The organism is Enterobacter sp. 03-F-07-AD-ECC (assembly GCF_047530935.1).
Taxonomy (GTDB): Bacteria; Pseudomonadota; Gammaproteobacteria; order Enterobacterales; family Enterobacteriaceae; genus Enterobacter; species Enterobacter cloacae.
Genome location: NZ_JBLKBZ010000008.1, coordinates 77,265 through 96,310 on the forward strand (window position 1 = coordinate 77,265; position 19,046 = coordinate 96,310).

Below are 19,046 nucleotides of genomic sequence, written 5' to 3' on the forward strand. Positions count from 1 at the left end.
AAGGGCGATGAAACCGGAATTGCTTCACAGATAGCGGAATTGTTCACATTACGATATAAATAAAACAAAGAGTTATACCCACTGCGTTAACGAAGAGGTGGAGAATGTTAGATAAAATTTGTCAGCTCGCACGGGATGCGGGCGATGCCATCATGCAGGTGTATGATGGCGCACAACCGATGAACGTTGTCAGCAAGGCGGATGATTCCCCGGTCACGGCGGCGGATATCGCGGCGCATGGCGTGATCATGAAAGGGCTACAGGCACTCACGCCAGAGATCCCCGTGCTTTCCGAAGAAGCGCCGCAGAGCTGGGATGAGCGTCAGCACTGGCAGCGTTACTGGCTGGTCGATCCTCTGGACGGCACCAAAGAGTTTATCAAGCGTAACGGTGAATTCACCGTGAATATCGCCCTGATCGACAAGGGCAAGGCGGTGCTTGGGGTGGTCTACGCGCCGGTGATGAAAGTGATGTACAGCGCCGCAGAAGGCAAGGCCTGGAAGGAAGAGTGTGGTGTCCGCAAGCCGATCCAGGTGCGCGATGCACGCCCTCCGCTGGTGGTCATCAGCCGCTCGCACAGCGACAGCGAGTTGGAAGAGTACCTGCAACAGTTGGGTGAACATCAGACGACCTCGATTGGCTCCTCGCTGAAATTCTGTCTGGTGGCGGAGGGGCAGGCGCAGCTCTATCCCCGTTTCGGGCCGACGAACATCTGGGACACGGCAGCCGGCCACGCGGTAGCCGCGGCCGCGGGTGCGCATGTTCATGACTGGCAGGGCAAGCCGCTGGACTACACCCCGCGCGAATCATTCCTCAATCCAGGCTTCCGGGTCTCTCTTTACTGAGCCAGCAGCTTGTGCAGCAGATCAACCACCTGCTGCACCTCTTCCTGGGTTAACGCCCCGTCTTTTACCCACTGCACCTGGCCGTTTTTATCCAGCACGATAATCGCGGAACTCTCTTCCTCAAGCTGCCAGGCTTTGCGCGTCACGCCGTTGCTGTCGACAATAAACTGCGACCACGGGTAGAGCTTTTTGTTGCTCTCAAGGCTTGAGCGTACAAACATCCCGGAGCCAGGGATGGCATCGTCGGTGTTCACAATGGTGGTGGTCTGATAGCGGTCATGCGGGAATTTTGCGGCCTTGATCGCTTCCACCAGGTTTGCGTTTTTCTCTTTTGCAGATGTACGACCGGCAATATGTTGTACAACTCTCACTTTGCCCGCGAGCTGCGCGCTATTCCACGGTTTGTAGCTAAACTTATCATTGTCGAGAATCAATTCTCCCCGGTCAGCAATGCCGACTGGCGGTACGCGTTGTCCTTTTTCAATGTTGTGGGCACTCGCCCACAGGGGCAGGAGCAGGCATGCGGCTGCAAGAATGTTACGTAGGGTCATGGTGTTTCCTTATTGTATGCAGGTGATCCGACCACTTGGTCTTACGCTTTTAATCATAAGTGCGATCAATGGGCTTTTCCCGCAATCCCGATGCCAGTTTGCGGGCGAACGCACATATCCATAAAAAAACGACGGCTTATACTGCCTGTAGTCACAGTTTGAAAAGATTATTCTGAATAATTGTAATCAAACGGTAAATAAACTTATGCACACTGGGTAACTACGTAGTTCTGGTCTATAGTCATTGGGCAACAAAATTTGCGCTCAGAACAGTCGGGCCGATTGTGGCGCCGCAAGAGCGTATGATTCGCAGGAGATACAAGAATGAAAATTTTCCAACGCTACAACCCGCTTCAGGTGGCGAAGTACGTGAAGATCCTGTTCCGTGGACGGTTGTATATCAAGGATGTTGGCGCTTTTGAGTTTGATAAGGGCAAGATCCTTGTCCCAAAAGTGAAGGACAAACAGCACTTGTCTGTGATGTCCGAAGTCAACCGTCAGGTTATGCGTCTGCAAACTGAGATGGCTTAACCAACGTGCTATGCAGTAGTTAAAAAAACGGCTCCCGATGGGAGCCGTTGATGTTTGTGAGGCAGGAATCTTACGCCGACACCTTCTCTTCCGCATCCGGCAGTTTCGGCACCAGCACGGTCGGTTTGTTATCGATACGCGTCACCAGCAACTGGTCGATGCGGTAGTTATCAATATCCACCACTTCAAACTTGTAGCCGGAGAACTTCACCGAGTCGGTGCGCTTCGGGATTTTACGCAGCATAAACATCATAAAGCCGCCGATGGTCTCGTAGTTGCCTGACTGCGGGAACTCGTCGATATCCAGCACGCGCATCACGTCGTCGATTGGCGTTGCGCCGTCAATCAGCCATGAGTTCTCATCACGCGCCACAATCTGCTCTTCCAGACCCTGGCCGACCAGGTCACCCATCAGCGTGGTCATGACGTCGTTGAGGGTAATGATACCCACCACCAGCGCGTATTCGTTCATGATAACGGCAAAGTCTTCACCGGCGGTTTTGAAACTTTCCAGCGCTTCAGAGAGCGTCAACGTGTCCGGTACAATCAGGGTATTGCGGATCTGCACGCCGCTGTTGAGCGCCAGGCTTTGGTTCGCCAGCACGCGGTTCAGCAGATCTTTGGAATCCACATAGCCGATGATGTGGTCGATATCTTCATTACAGACCAGGAATTTAGAGTGCGGGTGCTCCGCGACTTTATTCTTCAGGCTCTGCTCGTCTTCATGCAGATCGAACCAAATCACGCTTTCACGGCCCGTCATGGAAGAGGGCACGGTACGGGATTCCAGCTCGAACACATTTTCGATCAGCTCATGCTCTTGCTTGCGCAGCACCCCGGCCAGCGCACCGGCTTCTACCACGGCGTAGATGTCGTCGGAGGTGATGTCATCTTTACGCACCATCGGCAGTTTAAAGATGCGGAAGATGACGTTCGCCAGGCCGTTGAAGAACCACACCAGCGGACGGAACACGAACAGGCAGAAGCGCATCGGGTTGATGATACGCAAAGCCACAGCTTCTGGCGCAATCATACCGATGCGTTTCGGGGTCAGGTCAGCGAACAGGATGAACATCCCGGTGACCAGCGAGAAGGAGAGAATAAAGCTCATCTGCTCGGCAAGTTCGGCGGACATGTACTGCACGAACAGGCTGTAAAAGGCCGGAGAAAACGCTGCATCCCCCACGATACCGCCGAGAATAGCGACCGCGTTCAGGCCAATTTGTACCACGGTGAAGAACGTTCCAGGATTTTCCTGCATCTTCAGGATACGGGAAGCATTGATGTTGCCTTCGTCGGCAAGCAGCTTAAGTTTGATTTTACGGGACGCGGCCAGCGAGATCTCGGATATCGAGAAAAATGCGCTGACGGCTATCAGACAAAGTATTACTAAAATACTGTTTAACATAGTTTATCCGGCTTCTCGCCAGATCCTCGGAAGGGAAGTTGATACCATTTGTGTGGAAACACATTGAACGTCAGCTCGTAGCGTTGAGCTGATTATTTCAGCGGGTAGTATAGCGTAAAGAGATGTAAACCTGCCAGAGGTCACATTTTGAGGCGAAAAGAGGCCGGGCAGGCGGCGAACCGGCCCGGCGAGACGCGCTATTTTGCGGCCGATAACCCGACGTTGTTCACTGCACGACGGGCAGCATCGCCTCCCCACACCTGATCGTACTCATAGCCTGTGAGCTGTTTTATCACCACGCGGGTATTGGCATCGCAGTCGCGGTAATCACCGCCCAGCTTACGGCGGGCAATCTCCTTGAGAAGCAGCTTATGCGTGTCGCGGGTGAGCTTGAATTTATAGGTAGTGAAGAAGCTCACCGCCAGCAGGGCTGCCGTCGCGAAGATCATCAGGCCTATAATCGCCCCCAGCGCGCTTTCAGGCTGTGCGCCGCCGCCCTTCACAAAGCCGGACTCCTGCAGGACCAGGCCAATAATCATGATGGCGATCGCCACGGTGCTTTTGCGGGTCAGGACCATCACCCCGGCAAAAATCCCTTCGCGGCGCTGCTGCGTCACCATCTCGTCAATATCAGGAATGAAGCTGTAGATATTCCACGGTATGTAATAGAGGCCTGCTCGGGTGGCGCCCAGCAGGATAAAGACCGCCGTGAACAGCAGCGTGGGCACCTGGGTTTTGGTCAGGTAAACCGTAAACAGGAACACCAGCACGAAGAATATCCCGCCGTAAGAGAGGCGCAAAGCGGCAGAAGGGGAGACATTCAGCCTGTTCAGCAACAGCATAAATCCATATGTGCCAGGTACCGAGGCGAAAGCCGCAATGCTCAGCCAGCCGGAGACGGCTGCCGCGTCCTGGCTCAGACAATACACGACATAATAGGTAAAGACCGAACCGAATACGTCCATCGCCGTAAATGAAAAGATATAAATAATAATATGCAGGCGGAACGCGCGAATACGGAAAGAGGAAAAGAGATCCAGCACCAGATATTTCAGGTGATTAATTAATCCGCTGCTGCGCTGTTTATCCACTTTAAACGTGGATGGCTGTTGCACATCTTTCGCTTCCCAGGTGGTATACCAGGTAATAAATACCGCAATACAGAATACGCAGGAGAATATCAGCCCGGTAAGAGTATAGGTAAACGGATTATCTTTCCCCGTGAACTGCATAATGACGCCGGGAACGGAAACCGCAAGAAAGCCGCCGAGCTGAGAGCAGATCATGCGCACGCCGGAGAGACGGCTGCGCTCTTCATACCGGTTAGTCATTTCAGCGGCCAGGGTTTCCCAGGGCACCAGCACCATCGCCGACAAGAGCTCAATAGAGAGGTAAGTGCCCAGGTAATACCAGTAACCCATGTCCGTAAGCCACAGCAGGGCATACAGAAACATTAAGGGCGAACTGAGTAATAAAAAGAAGCGGCGACGGCCAAATTTACGCCCGAGCCAGGTATCACCGAAATTATCCGTGATATAACCCATAATCGGGCTTAATAACGCATCAATGACGCGAGCAATAGCAAATATCGAACCCGCTTCGACGACAGAGAGCCCGCAATAGGTGGTGTAAAAAAATAAAAGCCAAGTGCCGATAATGGCGAAAGCGCCTCCGCCAAACAGATCGGTTATACCGTAGCCGAGCGCCACGCCATAACCCACTCTACGTTCAGTTGGTTTGACCATAATAATATCCAGTGTAGGGTAATGATTAACCCGATCTGTCGGGTCGTTTTTTATTTACTGCTGGAATACAAATTACGTTCTATTAATTGATTTCTATCCATTGCCTTAATTGAGATGATCGATAAATAGCCTCCACAAGGGTGAGTGATTTCCCGGCTTCACGGATATCGGTGTAATCCGTGTAACCGGGGTGAGTGATAGCCTGATAAAAACGGCGGATCGCCTGCTGGTGGCCCAGCCCCCAGTAGCTTTTGACCGAACCGTCCGGGGAGTCGTCGCAGGTGAGCCTGACGCGCTCACCCGGCGTCACGCGCCAGAGCGTGTTGTCGTTCAGCAGCAGCGAGCCCTGCTCGCAGTGGATCTCCATCAGAAGCGGGGAATCGGTGGTATTGCAGTTACTGGCGTAAAACAGGCCGCGCGCGCCGTTAGCAAAGTGCAGCGTGGCCATCGCGCTGTCTTCGCCTTCCGTCACGTCCGCCAGTTCACCGCTATCCACCACACCTTTCACACGCGTCACGCCGCCGGCGAACCACTGCATCAGGTCGAGGGTATGAATGGCCTGGTTGATCAGCAGGCTGCCTCCTTCCGTAGCCAGTCGCCCACGCCACGGACTTTGGGTGTAGTACGCGCCCGAGCGTGACCACGTCAGCACCGCTTTGATGCTGAGCATTTTTCCCAGCTCGCCTTCGTCCAGCGCCTGGCGAATGCGCAGGCTGGTGGGGTTGAGCCGGTTCTGATAACACACGCCGAGCAGACCCGTAGCCTGGTCAGCGGCGCGGGTGATATCCACCAGTTCGCTGCTGTTCATGCCCACCGGTTTTTCGCAGAACACATGCTTTCCGGCGGCGAGGGCCGCCAGAATCATGCTTTTATGCTCAAAGTGCGGCGTGCAGATATGGACCACATCGATGGCATCATCCAGCAGCATCTCCCGGTAATCCTGATAGAAGCGGCACTGATAGCCCAATGCCAGCTTCAGCCCTTTGACGCTGTCGATATCTGCCAGCGCGCGCAGCGCAACGTTGGGGAGCTGGCGCAGCGCATTCACATGGCAACCGTGAATCGCTCCGGCGCCGATCACCGCCGTGTTCAGGAGCTTCATTGTCGCCTCCCGTTATGCCGTTGCGTTGGCCAGCATCTGTGCCTTCACGCAGAGCTCCGCCGCCTTAAAGGCGTGAGCCTGGGTCATGGCATGTTCAGTACGATGCAAACAATCGAGGATCAGTTCGCCAAAGAACGGGAATCCGACCTGGCCGGCGACCGGATAACGGAACTCCCCCTCGTTATTGACGAGATACACCACGTCCTGTTCACCACGGGTGAGATCGACATATTTGCGGATCTCGATATAGCCTTCGGTGCCCAGCAGCGTCAGGCGGCCATCGCCCCAGGTCGAGAGCCCGTCAGGGGTAAACCAGTCGCAGCGGAAATAGCCGCTGGCGCCGTTTTCCCCTTTCAGCATGGCATCGCCAAAATCTTCGAAGGCGGGGTACTGGGGGTGTTTAACGTTCCGTACCTGGCTTGCCACCACGATGGCGTCACTGTTGCCGGTATAAAACAGGAACTGCTCAATCTGATGGCTGCCGATATCGCATAGAATGCCGCCGAAATAGCGCCGATCGTAGAACCAGTCCGGGCGGCCGGTCCCTTCCCGGTGCGGGCCCGTCCCCAGCGTTTGTACGACGCGGCCAATGGCCCCTTGCTGCACCAGCTGTCCGGCAAAGACCGCGCTCTCAACATGCAGGCGTTCGCTGTAATACACTGCGTATTTCCGGCCCGTTTTTTCCACCATGGCTTTGGCATCCGCCAGTTGTTCAAGGGTGGTAAGGGGGGCTTTATCGGTGAAGTAATCTTTGCCTGCGGCCATCGCTTTTAGCCCCAGCGCGCAGCGCTCGGCGGGAATGGCGGCGCCAGCTACCAGACGCACCTCATCGTCGGCGAGTATGACATCCAGGGAGTCTGCAACCCTGGCCTGCGGATACTGCTGAATGAATTTGTCCACTTTTGCCGGATCGGGGTCGTAGACCCATTTCAGCGTGGCGCCCGCTTCAATCAGGCCGTTACTCATGCCGTAGATATGGCCGTGGTCGAGCGCGGCAGCGGCAAAGACAAACTCTCCTTCCCTGACAACGGGCTGAGGTTTACCCACTGGCGCGTAGTTCATGCCGTCATTTTTGTTCATGATGTCACTCCTTCATCCAGATCTTTGCCCAGGGGAATCGCACCGACTTCGCTGAAGTTGGCGACGCTTGCGGATTTTTCATAAAAACGGGGGGCGAGGGCGTTGGTCCCGCCGGTACGGTAAAACGGATCGTCGCGTTGAATCGGCAGCGAAACCACGGAGCGGGTGATGGCGGATTTATAGATCGCGGTTATCAGCTCCAGCGAACGTTTGCCCTGCAGGCCATCCACTAACGGCGCCGTGCCGTGCTCAATGGCATACAGCAGGTCATTAATCTGCCCGGTGTGCAGCGTCCATTCGAGCTTCGGCGTCTCGTGAAAAACGGCGTTAAGCTGCGCTTCCCGTTGCAGGTCCCGATCCTCCTGGGGAAAGCCGTTATCAGCGCTGACGCTGGCAAAGGCCTGCCACGGTGCGGAGATGCGCGCCTTTTCACCCTGGATAATGATTTTCTGATCTTCGCCGTGGTGCACGACCGAGGCGGTTAGCTGAGTGAGTGCGCCGCTGGGGTATTTAAATATTGCCGCGCTGAGATCTTCGACTTCAGCGTTGTCGTGCGCCACGTTGGTCATCATAGCCACCACTTCAGACGGGAAGCCCAGCATCCACTGAATGGCGTCGATGTGGTGAACAGCGTGGTTAAGGGTGCAGCCGCCGCCCTCTTTTTCCCAGGTGCCGCGCCACCACAGGTCGTAGTAGCAGTGTCCGCGCCACCAGAACGAGTCCACCTGGGCATGGCACACCTTGCCAGCAAGGCCCGAATCCAGCGCCGCTTTTAAACGCCAGAAGGCATCGGTAAAGCGGTTTTGAGCGATGATGGCGAGCAATTTACCGCTGGCCTGTTGCGCGGCGATCATGGCGTCGCACTCCTCCAGCGAGGCGGCCATCGGTTTTTCGCACAGCACATGGCAACCCGCATTGAGGGCATTAATGCTTATCTCTGCATGAACGTAGGGCGGCGTGCAGACGTCGACGATATCGATATCTGGCTCTGACGCCAGCATCTGCTCGTGGCTTTCATACACGCGTGCGTCCGTCAGGTTGTAGCGTGCTTTTTTCTCGTGGGCTTTTTCCGGGTAGATATCGACCAGCGCGACGATCCGGCAGCGTTGGCCAAACTGCAAATAACCCTGAATATGGTTATGCGAGATATTTCCTGTTCCCACGATAGCGACATTTAACATCGTTTCTTCTCCTGAGTTACCAGGTGCCGGAGGCATCCAGCGTGACGCTGGCGGTCTCTTTAGCCACTGAGGTGCTGATACGCTGTTGAAGCAAGCGCAGATACTGTTTCTCATTGAGCGGGAGGTCGACCCAGTCGTCGGTCCAGGTGGAGAGGTGCATGGCGTTGGAGAGCGTTAACCCGTGGATCCCTTCCAGCCCCGGGGCAATGAGCGGCTCGCCGCGCAGGATGGCGCCGCAGAAATTGGCGGTAATGACGTGGTGTTCGCTGCATTCCGGGCCGACGGGAAGCGTGACCTCCCAGCATTCCGGTTCACCAAAGCCGTTTTGCCAGCGGGCGTTGAAGGCGGTTTCAGATTCCCGCAGCCGCCAGTAACGCAGTTTCCCTTCTTCGACGACCACCTTGCCGCGATCGCCGACGATCTCCAGCCGGTTGGTCCCCGGCGTTTCAGCCACGGTCGTGATAAATACGCCCGTCGCACCGTTGGCGTACTCGGCGTAGGCGGTGACCTCATCTTCCACTTCAATGTCGCGATGCTTACCAAACTGGCAAAACGCGCGCAGACGGATCGGCATACCAACCAGCCACTGCCAGAGATCAAGCTGATGTGGGTCCTGATTGAGCAGTACGCCGCCGCCTTCTCCTTTCCAGGTGGCGCGCCAGCCGCCGGAGTTGTAGTAGCTCTGCGAGCGATACCAGTTGGTAATGATCCAGTTGGAGCGGCGGATCTCACCCAGCTCGCCGCTGTCGATCAGATCTTTCACCTTCTGGTAGAGCGGATTCGGGCGCTGGTTGTACATGATGCCGAACACCACATCGCAGGTTCGGGCACAGGCGTTCATCTCCTGCACCTGCGCCGTATATACGCCGGCCGGTTTTTCGCAGAGCGTGTGGATGCCGTGGCGCATTGCCAGCATCGACAGACGCGGATGCTCGTAGTGCGGCGTTGCGACAATCACCGCGTCGATAAGCCCGCTCTGAAGCATCTCCTGCGCATCGCTGAAAAGGGGGAGGGAGCCGACCAGCTGGCGAATGGCCGGATGCTTTTCCGGTGCATTATCACAAACCGCCGCCAGGCATGCGTCACTGACCGTACCCGCCAGTAAATAACGCGCGTGGACCGTACCGATATTACCTATTCCGATAATGCCAAAACGTACCTTCTCCATGTCACACCTTAATTTCAGTTGAAATGAGGGATGACCGGAAAATAGGAAAGGGGAGCCGCAGCGACAATGTGTTTTTGTGAGAATACTCGCAAGCTGTTTAAGTAATCTCCAGGGTCTCTGAAATTTGGTTTTAAAATCAAAGCGCTGTTTCTGCAAATATTTGCAAAAACTGATTGAGAGCGAGGTCACACTATGCCGGGCAGATTAAAAATGGAGGAGATTGCGACCCTGACGGGGTATTCCGTCAGCACGGTTTCGCGGGTATTAAGCGGCAAGTCTTATGCCAGCGATAAAGCCCGTGACGCGATCGTTCGCACCGCGCGCGAATTAGGTGTTCTGGAGGCAATGGCAAGCGGAAGGCTGTTAATTAACGGTATCGCTGTCTTTGCCCCGGAAAGAACCTTTCAGGGGCGTGGAGACATTTTTTATCTGGAAGTGACCAAAGGCATTGCTGAAGCGTGCGCCCCGCATAACGTGTGGGTCAGTTGCTGCGGATTAGAAGAGCAGCACGCCGACGTGAAATTGTTTATGGAAAAGGCCAGCCATAAGAATATCAACGCAATAATAATTATTGGGACTGATGATTCCACCATCTTTAAACTGGCGAGCACGCTGAATAAGCCCTGCGTATTGATTAACTCCGTTGATCGTGCTCGGGTGCTGGACGCCGTATCACCCGATCACCGGGCGATTGGTTTCACCGCCATGCAGTACCTTTTTGAGCAGGGGCACCGCCGTGTGCTCACGCTCACCTGCCTGCGGCGTGAGACGCTGTATGCGCGTCTGGACGGCATTAAAGAGGCGTACCGCCATTTTCACGTGGCCTTTGATCCCCAGCGTGATTTGCTGGTGACGGAGTGGTTTACGGCAGAGGAGGCCGAGCGGGCGCTGGATGCATGGCTGTTAAGTCATGACAGATCGCAGTGGCCAGAGGTGATTTTCCCGAACAGTACCAGCATGACGGAGGGAGTGATCAGGGCGTTAACGCGCCACGGGCTGCGCATTCCGGAAGACATTTCGCTCATTACGACCGATTTTGCATGGAATTTAGCGCACCGTCTGGAAAAACCGATCACAGGCGTCACGGTGCCCTGCCGTGAGCTGGGGATTGAGGCCGTACACCTGCTGCAAACGCGGCTCAACCGACCTCAGGCGCCGGTCTATAACCTGCTGTTGCAGGGCAAAGTCATGGATTACGGCTCAGTCAGTAATGCCACGCGCCACGCGGCTCGCGTGGCGCTGGATCAGTAATCAGGCAAGCTGCGGCGGCAGGCACACGCCGATGCCACCAATTCCGCAGTAGCCGTACGGATTTTTGTGCAGATACTGCTGGTGGTCGTCCTCGGCATAGTAGAACGGTTTCGCGGTGGTGATTTCCGTTGTCACCTCGCGCGTATCACCTGCGTCGCGCATGGCCTGCTGGAAACGCTCCTTACTGGCGAGTGCGGCGGCTTCCTGCTCAGGCGTGAGCGGATAAATCGCCGAACGATACTGGGTGCCATGGTCATTACCCTGACGCATACCCTGCGCCGGGTCGTGGTTTTCCCAGAACACCTGCAGCAGCTGTTCATAGCTGATGACGGACGGGTCGTATACCACGCGTACGGCTTCAGCATGGCCGGTCTCGCCGGAGCAGACTTCGCGGTAGGTGGGGTTTGGCGTATATCCGCCCGTGTAGCCCGCCGCGGTGCTGTAGACGCCAGGCAACTGCCAGTAGAGGCGTTCCACGCCCCAGAAGCAGCCCATGGCAAACAGGGCGATTTCCATGCCTTCAGGTACGTTGGTCATGGAATGGCCATTCACGGCGTGTAAGGTTGCGACTGGCATAGGGGTGTTGCGTCCCGGTAATGCATCTGCTTGTGAAACCAGATGCTTTTTGTCGAATAAACTCACGATGGGGCCTCCCGGGGTGCGATGTTTCGGTTAAGGTTGTCACGAAGCGTTTAATTGAACACAATAAATGCGCTGAATGAGTCTAGATTTAATCATAAGAAATATTTGGGTGTTACACCCTTTTTCAACCCGAGAATTGGGTTTTTTGGCCAACAGGCCGTATTTTGCCGCGGAGCGGCACTTCATTTGCTTCCAGGGTGGAAACAGGGATATTCAGGAGAGAACGTGACAAAAATCCGCCAGTTATGTTTGGTCAGTGTCTTGCTGACAAGCGGGGTTGCCAGCGCGGCGAATGTCCGTTTGCAGGTTGAGGGGTTATCCGGGGCGCTGGAAAAAAACGTGCGTGCACAGCTGTCGACGATTGAAAGTGACGAAGTGACGCCGGACCGGCGTTTTCGTGCACGCGTGGATGACGCGATACGCGAAGGGCTAAAAGCCCTGGGATATTACGAACCCACCATCGATTTCGATCTCCGCCCACCGCCAAAAAAGGGGCGGCAGGTGCTTATTGCCCGCGTCTCGCCGGGTGAGCCGGTGCTGATAGGCGGCACCAATGTGGTGTTACGCGGCGGCGCGCGTACCGATCGCGATTATCTGGATCTGCTCAGTACGCGGCCTAAAATTGGTACCGTACTGAATCACGGTGATTACGACAGTTTCAAAAAATCGCTGACGAGCGTCTCCTTACGCAAGGGCTACTTCGACAGCCAGTTCAATAAAAGCCAGCTGGGCATTGCGCTGGGCAGACGCCAGGCTTTCTGGGATATCGACTATGACAGCGGCGAACGCTACCGCTTTGGCGACGTGACGTTCGAAGGCTCGCAAATTCGTGAAGAGTACCTGCAAAACCTCGTGCCGTTCAAAAAGGGTGACTACTACCATTCACGCGATCTGGCCGAGCTGAACCGCCGCCTGTCGGCAACCGGGTGGTTTAATTCGGTGGTCGTTGCGCCGGAGTTTGAAAAGGCCCGCAAAACCAAGGTATTACCGCTGCACGGTGTGGTGTCGCCACGCACCGAAAACACCATTGAGACCGGGGCTGGCTATTCAACGGACGTGGGGCCGCGCGTGAGGGCGACCTGGAAAAAGCCGTGGATGAACTCGTACGGCCATAGCCTGACCACCAGTGCCAGTATCTCAGCCCCGGAGCAACAGCTCGACTTCAGCTACAAAATTCCGCTGCTGAAGAACCCGCTTGAGCAGTATTACCTGGTCCAGGGGGGCTTTAAGCGTACCGATCTGAACGATACCGAGTCGGATTCCACCACGCTTGCCGTATCCCGATTCTGGGATCTCTCCAGCGGCTGGCAGCGCGCCATTAACCTGCGCTGGAGTCTTGACCACTTTACCCAGGCCAACGTCACCAACACCACCATGCTGCTCTATCCGGGGGTAATGATCAGCCGTACCCGCTCACGCGGCGGCCTGATGCCGACCTGGGGCGATTCCCAGCGTTACTCTATCGATTACTCCAACACCATGTGGGGTTCCGATGTGGATTTCTCGGTAATTCAGGCGCAAAACGTCTGGATCCGCACGCTGTATGACAAACACCGCTTTGTGATGCGCGGTAACCTCGGCTGGATTGAAACCGGCGACTTCGACAAAGTCCCGCCTGACCTGCGCTTCTTCGCCGGGGGCGACCGCAGTATCCGCGGCTACAAATACAAATCCATCGCGCCTAAAGATGATGACGGCAAGCTGATCGGGGCCTCCAAGCTGGCGACCGGCTCGCTGGAGTACCAGTACAACGTCAGCGGAAAATGGTGGGGCGCCATGTTTGTGGACGGCGGCGAAGCGGTGAGCGATATCCGCCGCAGTGATTTCAAAACCGGCGCGGGCGTGGGCGTGCGCTGGCAGTCGCCCGTCGGGCCCATCAAGCTCGACTTCGCCGTACCGGTGGGTGACAAAGAAGAACACGGTTTACAGTTTTACATCGGTCTTGGGCCTGAATTATGAGTTTATGGAAGAAGATAAGCCTCGGAGTACTGATTTTTATCGTGCTGCTGCTCGGTACGGTGGCGTTTCTGGTGGGCACGACAACCGGCCTGCATCTGCTGTTTAACGCGGCGAACCGCTGGGTACCCGGGCTGGAAATCGGCCAGGTGACGGGCGGCTGGCGCGATCTACGTCTGAAGAATATTCGCTACGAGCAGCCTGGCGTTGCGGTCAACGCGGGCGAGTTTCACCTTGCCGTCAGGCTGGGTTGCCTGCGGGACAGTAAGCTCTGCGTCAACGACCTGTCGCTAAAAGATGTGAACGTGGCGATTGATTCGGAGAAAATGCCGAAATCAGCGCCGGTTGAAGAAGAGGACAGCGGCCCGCTGAATCTCTCGACGCCGTACCCGATTGCGCTTTATCGGGTGTCGCTGGACAACGTCAATGTCAAAATCGATGACACCACCGTATCGGTGATGGATTTCACCTCCGGCCTGCGCTGGCAGGAGAAAAACCTCACCCTGACGCCAACCACCCTGCAGGGATTGCTGATCGCGCTGCCGAAGGTGGCGGACGTGGCGCAAGAGGAGATCGTCGAGCCGAAGATCCAGAACCCACAGCCGGAAGAGAAACCGCTGGGTGAAACGCTGAAAGATCTGTTCTCGAAGCCCGTCCTGCCGGAGATGACGGACGTGCACCTGCCGCTGAACCTGAATATCGAAGCGTTCAAGGGCGAGCAGTTGCGTCTGACTGGCGACACCGATCTCACGGTCTATAACATGTTGCTGAAGGTCAGCAGCATCGACGGCAACATGAAGCTCGACGCGCTGGATATCGACACCAACCAGGGCTCTGTCAATGCCTCGGGTCATGCCCTGCTGCGTGACAACTGGCCGGTGGATATTACCCTGAACAGCGCGCTCAACATCGACCCGCTGAAAGGCGAAAAAGTGAAGGTTAAGGTGGGCGGCGCGCTACGCGACAAGCTGGATGTCGGGGTGAATCTCTCCGGCCCGGTGGACATGGTTCTGCGCGCGCAAACCCAGCTGGCGGAAGCCGGACTGCCACTTAACCTTGAGGTGGTCAGCAAGCAGCTGTACTGGCCGTTCACCGGCGAAAAACAGTTCCAGGCCGATGACCTGAAGCTGAAGCTGAGCGGCAAGATGACCGATTACACGCTGTCGTTCCGTACCGCCGTGAAGGGCCAGGACGTGCCACCCGCCACGATCACGCTGGATGCAAAAGGGAATGAACAACAGGTTAATCTCGACAAACTGACCGTTGCGGCGCTGGAAGGCAAAACCGAGCTGACCGCGCTGCTCGACTGGCAGCAGGCGATCAGCTGGCGCGGTGAGCTGAAGCTCTCGGGGATTAACACGGCGAAAGAGGTGCCGGACTGGCCGTCAAAACTGGACGGTCTTATCAAAACCCGCGGCAGCCTGTACGGCGGCACGTGGCAGATGGATGTCCCGGAAATCAAGCTCACCGGTAACGTGAAGCAGAACAAGGTTAACGTAGAAGGTTCGCTCAAAGGCAACAGCTACCTGCAGTGGGTGATCCCGGGTCTGCACGTGGCGCTGGGCCGCAACACGGCGGATATCAAAGGCGAGCTGGGGGTGAAAGATCTGAACCTCGACGCCACTATCGATGCGCCGAATCTGGATAACGCCCTTCCGGGGCTTGGCGGCACGGCGAAGGGGCTGCTTAAGGTCCGCGGCACGGTGGATGCACCGCAGTTGCTGGCGGATATCACGGCCAGTAACCTGCGCTGGCAGGAGCTGTCCATCGCCCGTGTGCGCGTTGACGGGGATGTGAAATCCACCGATCAGATCGGCGGTAACCTGAACCTGCGCGTGGAGCGCATTTCTCAGCCGGACGTGAACATTAATCTGGTGACCCTGGACGCCAAAGGCAACGAGAAGCAGCACGACCTCCAGCTGCGCGTGCAGGGCGAGCCGGTTTCCGGGCAGCTTCACCTGACGGGGAGCTTCGACCGCAAGGCGGAGCGCTGGAAAGGGACGCTCGACAACACCCGTTTCAACACCCCGGTAGGGCCACTGGTGCTGTCACGCGCTATTGCCCTGGACTACCGCAATGCCGAACAAAAGATCAGCATTGGCCCACACTGCTGGACCAACCCGAATGCGGAGCTGTGCGTGCCGCAGACCATCGACGCGGGAGCGGAAGGGCGCGCGCAGATCACCCTCAATCGTTTTGATCTGGCGATGTTAAAACCGTTCATGCCGGATACCACTCAGGCGAGCGGCGTCTTTAGCGGGAAGGCTGATGTGGCCTGGGACACCACCAAAGAGGGGCTGCCACAGGGCAGCGTGACGCTTTCTGGCCGCAACGTGAAGGTGACACAGGATGTCAACAACGCGCCGCTGCCGGTGGCGTTTGATACTCTGAACCTGAGCGCCGATCTGCACAAAAACCGCGCCGAGCTGGGGTGGCTTATCCGCCTGACCAATAATGGCCAGTTCGACGGTAAGGTGCAGATTACCGACCCACAAGGGCGACGTAATCTGGGCGGGAACGTCTCTATCCGCAACTTCAACCTGGCGATGGTTAACCCGATTTTCTCGCGCGGTGAAAAAGCGGCGGGGATGCTCAACGCGAACCTGCGGCTGGCGGGCAACGCGCAAAGCCCGCAGCTGTTCGGTCAGATGCAGCTAAACGGTGTGGATATCGACGGCAACTTTATGCCGTTCGATATGCAGCCAAGCCAGATTACGATGAACTTCAACGGGATGAGCTCAACGCTGAACGGCTCGGTGCTGACCCAGCAGGGGCAAATCAACCTCAGCGGTGACGCCGACTGGAGCCAGCTTGATAACTGGCGCGCCCGTATCGCCGCGAAAGGCAGCAAGGTGAGGATCACCGTACCGCCGATGGTACGTCTGGATGTCTCGCCGGATATCGTCTTTGAAGCAACGCCGAGCCTCTTTACCCTCGACGGGAACGTGGACGTGCCGTGGGCGCGCATCGTGGTTCACGAGGTGCCGGAAAGCGCGGTGGGCGTCTCCAGTGATGAAGTGATGCTCGACGATAACCTCAAGCCGATTAATCAGCAAAGCGCGGGCATTCCGATCAACAGCAATCTTACCGTGCATGTGGGGAATAACGTTCGTCTGAACGCGTTTGGGCTGAAGGCACGCCTGACGGGTGACCTGAAAGTGGCGCAGGACAGACAGGGGCTTGGCCTGAACGGGCAGATCAACATTCCTGAAGGGCGCTTCCATGCTTATGGTCAGGATTTGATTGTGCGTAAAGGTGAACTGCTGTTCTCCGGTCCGCCGGATCAGCCGCTGCTCAACATTGAAGCGATTCGTAACCCGGAAGCGACAGAAAACGACGTGATTGCGGGCGTGCGCGTCACCGGTTCGGCCGACGAACCGAAGGCGGAGATCTTCTCCGACCCGGCGATGTCCCAGCAGGAAGCACTCTCTTACCTGCTGCGTGGTCAGGGCCTGGATAGCGGCCAAAGCGACAGTGCAGCGATGACCTCAATGTTAGTGGGTCTGGGGGTTGCACAAAGTGGTCAGGTTGTGGGTAAAATCGGTGAGACGTTCGGCGTAAGCAATCTGGCGCTGGACACCCAGGGCGTGGGTGACTCCTCGCAGGTGGTGGTCAGCGGCTATGTACTGCCGGGTCTGCAGGTAAAATATGGCGTGGGGATCTTTGACTCGCTGGCAACTCTCACGTTACGCTATCGCCTGATGCCTAAGCTATATCTGGAAGCAGTGTCCGGCGTAGACCAGGCACTTGATCTGCTCTATCAGTTTGAGTTTTAGCAATGCGAATATTTGTCTACGGCAGTTTACGAACCAAGCAAGGCAACAGTCACTGGATGACCAATGCCCTGTTGCTTGGGAATTACAATATCGAAAACTACCAGTTGTACAGCCTGGGCCACTATCCAGGCGCGGTTCCCGGCGAAGGAACAGTACACGGTGAAGTTTATCGTATTGATAACGCGACACTTGCCGAACTTGATGCCTTGCGCACCAGGGGCGGTGAATACGCGCGCCAGTTGATCCAGACGCCGTACGGAAGTGCGTGGATGTACGTCTACCAGCGTCCGGTCGAAGGGTTAACGCGGATTGTAAGCGGTAACTGGTTAGACAGAGACCAGTACTGAAAAAACAACGCCACCGTGAGGTGGCGTTGTTTTTTGTGCCTTCAACTCTCTTCTGTATCCCGGCGACGGGTCAAAAACAGAGGAACAAACAGCATGATGTACGGGGCAATAAGCCATAACAGGCACAGGGCGCGTGAACGGCCATAGTAGTTTATGCACCGCGTATTGCTTGAAATGACGGGCAGGAAAAACAGTAAAAACAGCAGAATCGCATAATCACTTCGATAAGGGATCCATAAGTACCCCAAAAACCAGGCAAGCTGGAATGCCAGGATGCAGAGATACTGCCATTTACTGTCTTTGCCGTAACAGTCAAACGCCTTTATGTAGCCCATCTTTATGCTTTGAAGAAAGAAACTTAGCATGTATAACGCTCACGATCGCGACGGTCAGGAGGGTGCTCGTGAGCAACGCCCCTAAAAAATAGCCGTAGGTAATGTCAGTAGCACCCGGGCCTAAAGTATGCAATTTACTATATCCTCTCTCTACGGCAACGAAAAGCGTATAGAGACCGATATTAATACAGAACTGAAGCAGACATGAAACAACGATATTTCTGGGGATTCTTTTTGATAGAGTGAGCGACGCATAAATAATACATGCTGAAAGAACGAAGAAGAACCCGTTGAATAAACTGGATAATAAGGCGCTGTTCACTTCGCTAAATATTAAATTATTGCTCCCATAGTACCATGCCAGGTATTCAGTATATGTGCTTCTGCCAAAGATAAAGGCGGCAATAATAAGGATGAAAAGACTCACGATATGAGTTTTTTTATTCATAATTTTGCTCCTTTTGAGAGCAGTTCTTTCATTGTTTTACTGGCTTCTAGCTGATCTTTGATTATGGCAAGATCGCGCGTGTTATGGTTATATTTTGCAATAGCGGTTGGCGTGCCTTTTCCACCATTGTCCATAAAGAAAACAATATCCTTACGGCCATACAGAAGAACTTGTGGAATGGGATCACGGCCATAACTCACCGCCTGTGGCAGCGAGTGGATAGACTCTGTCGTGAGGAACCGAGGAATATTTTCAAGTTCAATATTGCCTAACGGTGTTGTGGCAACAAGGGAGCCGATAAAATCGGTCGTATACACTAACGTATCTGTATCTTTGGTCGTGACTTTTGAACCCGTAATATATTTTATCTGTTGCCAAAGAGTAATGTCTTTGGGGATAACCTTAACACCATCCATAAACATATCTTGCTTACGTTTGAGCTGAATGACAGTACGGTGTACCTGTGTCAAAGAGGGACTTATTTCCCCAAAAGAAGGCATCAGGCCATCGCGAGAATACAGGCGTTCAATGATAAAATAAATTCCAGTTGGGCGGGCAACATCAATGTTAATGGATGACATGTGAATCCTATAATGAATGGGGATTAATGTTCATCGTGACAGTATGTTGTTAATGACCAGTCTATTCAACTATCCCCACCATAAATGATAGTGCATCGT

16 protein-coding genes are annotated in these 19,046 nt (G+C 55.3%); 6 read left to right on the forward strand and 10 right to left on the reverse strand.

Annotated elements, in window-relative coordinates:
- Nucleotides 1-104: 104 nt before the first annotated feature.
- Entirely contained in the window at nt 105-845 is a 741-nt protein-coding gene (gene cysQ / locus ACMWKA_RS14285) for a 3'(2'),5'-bisphosphate nucleotidase CysQ (RefSeq protein ID WP_013095322.1), read from the forward strand.
- Here cysQ and ACMWKA_RS14290 read toward each other — a convergent pair.
- Nucleotides 839-1,396, reverse strand: coding sequence for a YtfJ family protein (locus ACMWKA_RS14290; RefSeq protein ID WP_013095323.1), 558 nt, complete (start codon nt 1,394-1,396; stop codon nt 839-841). The two genes, cysQ and ACMWKA_RS14290, sit on opposite strands and share 7 nt — an antisense overlap.
- Nucleotides 1,397-1,720: 324 nt before the next feature.
- Between ACMWKA_RS14290 and ACMWKA_RS14295 the strand changes: the two genes are divergently transcribed.
- Nucleotides 1,721-1,927: a DUF1107 domain-containing protein gene (locus tag ACMWKA_RS14295; protein ID WP_008501430.1), complete on the forward strand. Its 207-nt coding sequence runs from the start codon at nt 1,721-1,723 to the stop codon at nt 1,925-1,927.
- 70 nt (nt 1,928-1,997) lie between these two features.
- Here ACMWKA_RS14295 and ACMWKA_RS14300 read toward each other — a convergent pair whose 3' ends face one another.
- From ACMWKA_RS14300 to ACMWKA_RS14325, 6 genes are all read right to left on the reverse strand, one after another.
- Nucleotides 1,998-3,335, reverse strand: coding sequence for a hemolysin family protein (locus ACMWKA_RS14300; protein ID WP_013095324.1), 1,338 nt, complete (start codon nt 3,333-3,335; stop codon nt 1,998-2,000).
- A 197-nt stretch (nt 3,336-3,532) separates the two neighbouring features.
- Nucleotides 3,533-5,080, reverse strand: a complete 1,548-nt coding sequence (locus ACMWKA_RS14305) for an MFS transporter (protein WP_058680816.1) — start codon at nt 5,078-5,080, stop codon at nt 3,533-3,535.
- Nucleotides 5,081-5,162: 82 nt separating this feature from the next.
- Nucleotides 5,163-6,182, reverse strand: a complete 1,020-nt coding sequence (locus ACMWKA_RS14310; protein WP_013095327.1) for a Gfo/Idh/MocA family protein — start codon at nt 6,180-6,182, stop codon at nt 5,163-5,165.
- A 12-nt stretch (nt 6,183-6,194) separates the two neighbouring features.
- Nucleotides 6,195-7,262 carry a Gfo/Idh/MocA family protein gene (locus ACMWKA_RS14315; RefSeq protein ID WP_045902448.1) on the reverse strand — a complete coding sequence of 356 codons (1,068 nt, stop codon included), beginning with the start codon at nt 7,260-7,262 and terminating at the stop codon, nt 6,195-6,197.
- Nucleotides 7,259-8,443, reverse strand: coding sequence for a Gfo/Idh/MocA family protein (locus ACMWKA_RS14320; RefSeq protein ID WP_414760353.1), 1,185 nt, complete (start codon nt 8,441-8,443; stop codon nt 7,259-7,261). The genes ACMWKA_RS14315 and ACMWKA_RS14320 overlap by 4 nt, the downstream gene beginning before the upstream one ends.
- Nucleotides 8,444-8,459: 16 nt before the next feature.
- Nucleotides 8,460-9,611 (reverse strand): Gfo/Idh/MocA family protein, encoded by a 1,152-nt coding sequence (locus ACMWKA_RS14325; RefSeq protein ID WP_013095330.1) that lies wholly within the window; start codon nt 9,609-9,611, stop codon nt 8,460-8,462.
- Between the two features lie 192 nt (nt 9,612-9,803).
- Here ACMWKA_RS14325 and ACMWKA_RS14330 point away from each other — a divergent pair, with 192 nt between their 5' ends.
- On the forward strand, nt 9,804-10,862 hold the full coding sequence (locus ACMWKA_RS14330) for a LacI family DNA-binding transcriptional regulator (RefSeq protein ID WP_414760354.1): 1,059 nt from the start codon (nt 9,804-9,806) through the stop codon (nt 10,860-10,862).
- On the opposite strand, the gene msrA is transcribed toward ACMWKA_RS14330, so the two are convergent.
- Nucleotides 10,863-11,504, reverse strand: a complete 642-nt coding sequence (gene msrA, locus ACMWKA_RS14335) for a peptide-methionine (S)-S-oxide reductase MsrA (protein WP_014830428.1) — start codon at nt 11,502-11,504, stop codon at nt 10,863-10,865.
- 225 nt (nt 11,505-11,729) lie between these two features.
- Between msrA and tamA the strand changes: the two genes are divergently transcribed.
- From tamA to ACMWKA_RS14350, 3 genes are read left to right on the forward strand one after another with little or no spacing between them, the layout of a single operon-like run.
- Nucleotides 11,730-13,463 (forward strand): autotransporter assembly complex protein TamA, encoded by a 1,734-nt coding sequence (gene tamA, locus ACMWKA_RS14340; RefSeq protein WP_013095333.1) that lies wholly within the window; start codon nt 11,730-11,732, stop codon nt 13,461-13,463.
- Nucleotides 13,460-17,236, forward strand: coding sequence for an autotransporter assembly complex protein TamB (gene tamB / locus ACMWKA_RS14345; RefSeq protein WP_414760355.1), 3,777 nt, complete (start codon nt 13,460-13,462; stop codon nt 17,234-17,236). The genes tamA and tamB overlap by 4 nt, the downstream gene beginning before the upstream one ends.
- Nucleotides 17,237-17,238: 2 nt before the next feature.
- Nucleotides 17,239-17,583, forward strand: coding sequence for a gamma-glutamylcyclotransferase (locus ACMWKA_RS14350; protein WP_028027890.1), 345 nt, complete (start codon nt 17,239-17,241; stop codon nt 17,581-17,583).
- Between the two features lie 312 nt (nt 17,584-17,895).
- Here the strand turns inward: ACMWKA_RS14350 and ACMWKA_RS14355 are convergent, their stop codons facing one another.
- Nucleotides 17,896-18,366, reverse strand: coding sequence for a hypothetical protein (locus ACMWKA_RS14355; protein WP_414760356.1), 471 nt, complete (start codon nt 18,364-18,366; stop codon nt 17,896-17,898).
- Complete coding sequence (locus ACMWKA_RS14360) at nt 18,363-18,947, reverse strand: hypothetical protein (protein ID WP_013095338.1); 585 nt, start codon at nt 18,945-18,947, stop codon at nt 18,363-18,365. The genes ACMWKA_RS14355 and ACMWKA_RS14360 overlap by 4 nt, the downstream gene beginning before the upstream one ends.
- Nucleotides 18,948-19,046: the final 99 nt, after the last annotated feature.

Coding starts and splice junctions, on each gene's coding strand:
- cysQ (WP_013095322.1), top strand. CDS start 105: ATGTTAGATAAAATTTGTCAGCTCGCACGGGATGCGGGCGATGCCATC.
- ACMWKA_RS14290 (WP_013095323.1), bottom strand. CDS start 1,396: ATGACCCTACGTAACATTCTTGCAGCCGCATGCCTGCTCCTGCCCCTG.
- ACMWKA_RS14295 (WP_008501430.1), top strand. CDS start 1,721: ATGAAAATTTTCCAACGCTACAACCCGCTTCAGGTGGCGAAGTACGTG.
- ACMWKA_RS14300 (WP_013095324.1), bottom strand. CDS start 3,335: ATGTTAAACAGTATTTTAGTAATACTTTGTCTGATAGCCGTCAGCGCA.
- ACMWKA_RS14305 (WP_058680816.1), bottom strand. CDS start 5,080: ATGGTCAAACCAACTGAACGTAGAGTGGGTTATGGCGTGGCGCTCGGC.
- ACMWKA_RS14310 (WP_013095327.1), bottom strand. CDS start 6,182: ATGAAGCTCCTGAACACGGCGGTGATCGGCGCCGGAGCGATTCACGGT.
- ACMWKA_RS14315 (WP_045902448.1), bottom strand. CDS start 7,262: ATGAACAAAAATGACGGCATGAACTACGCGCCAGTGGGTAAACCTCAG.
- ACMWKA_RS14320 (WP_414760353.1), bottom strand. CDS start 8,443: ATGTTAAATGTCGCTATCGTGGGAACAGGAAATATCTCGCATAACCAT.
- ACMWKA_RS14325 (WP_013095330.1), bottom strand. CDS start 9,611: ATGGAGAAGGTACGTTTTGGCATTATCGGAATAGGTAATATCGGTACG.
- ACMWKA_RS14330 (WP_414760354.1), top strand. CDS start 9,804: ATGCCGGGCAGATTAAAAATGGAGGAGATTGCGACCCTGACGGGGTAT.
- tamB (WP_414760355.1), top strand. CDS start 13,460: ATGAGTTTATGGAAGAAGATAAGCCTCGGAGTACTGATTTTTATCGTG.
- ACMWKA_RS14350 (WP_028027890.1), top strand. CDS start 17,239: ATGCGAATATTTGTCTACGGCAGTTTACGAACCAAGCAAGGCAACAGT.
- ACMWKA_RS14355 (WP_414760356.1), bottom strand. CDS start 18,366: ATGAATAAAAAAACTCATATCGTGAGTCTTTTCATCCTTATTATTGCC.
- ACMWKA_RS14360 (WP_013095338.1), bottom strand. CDS start 18,947: ATGTCATCCATTAACATTGATGTTGCCCGCCCAACTGGAATTTATTTT.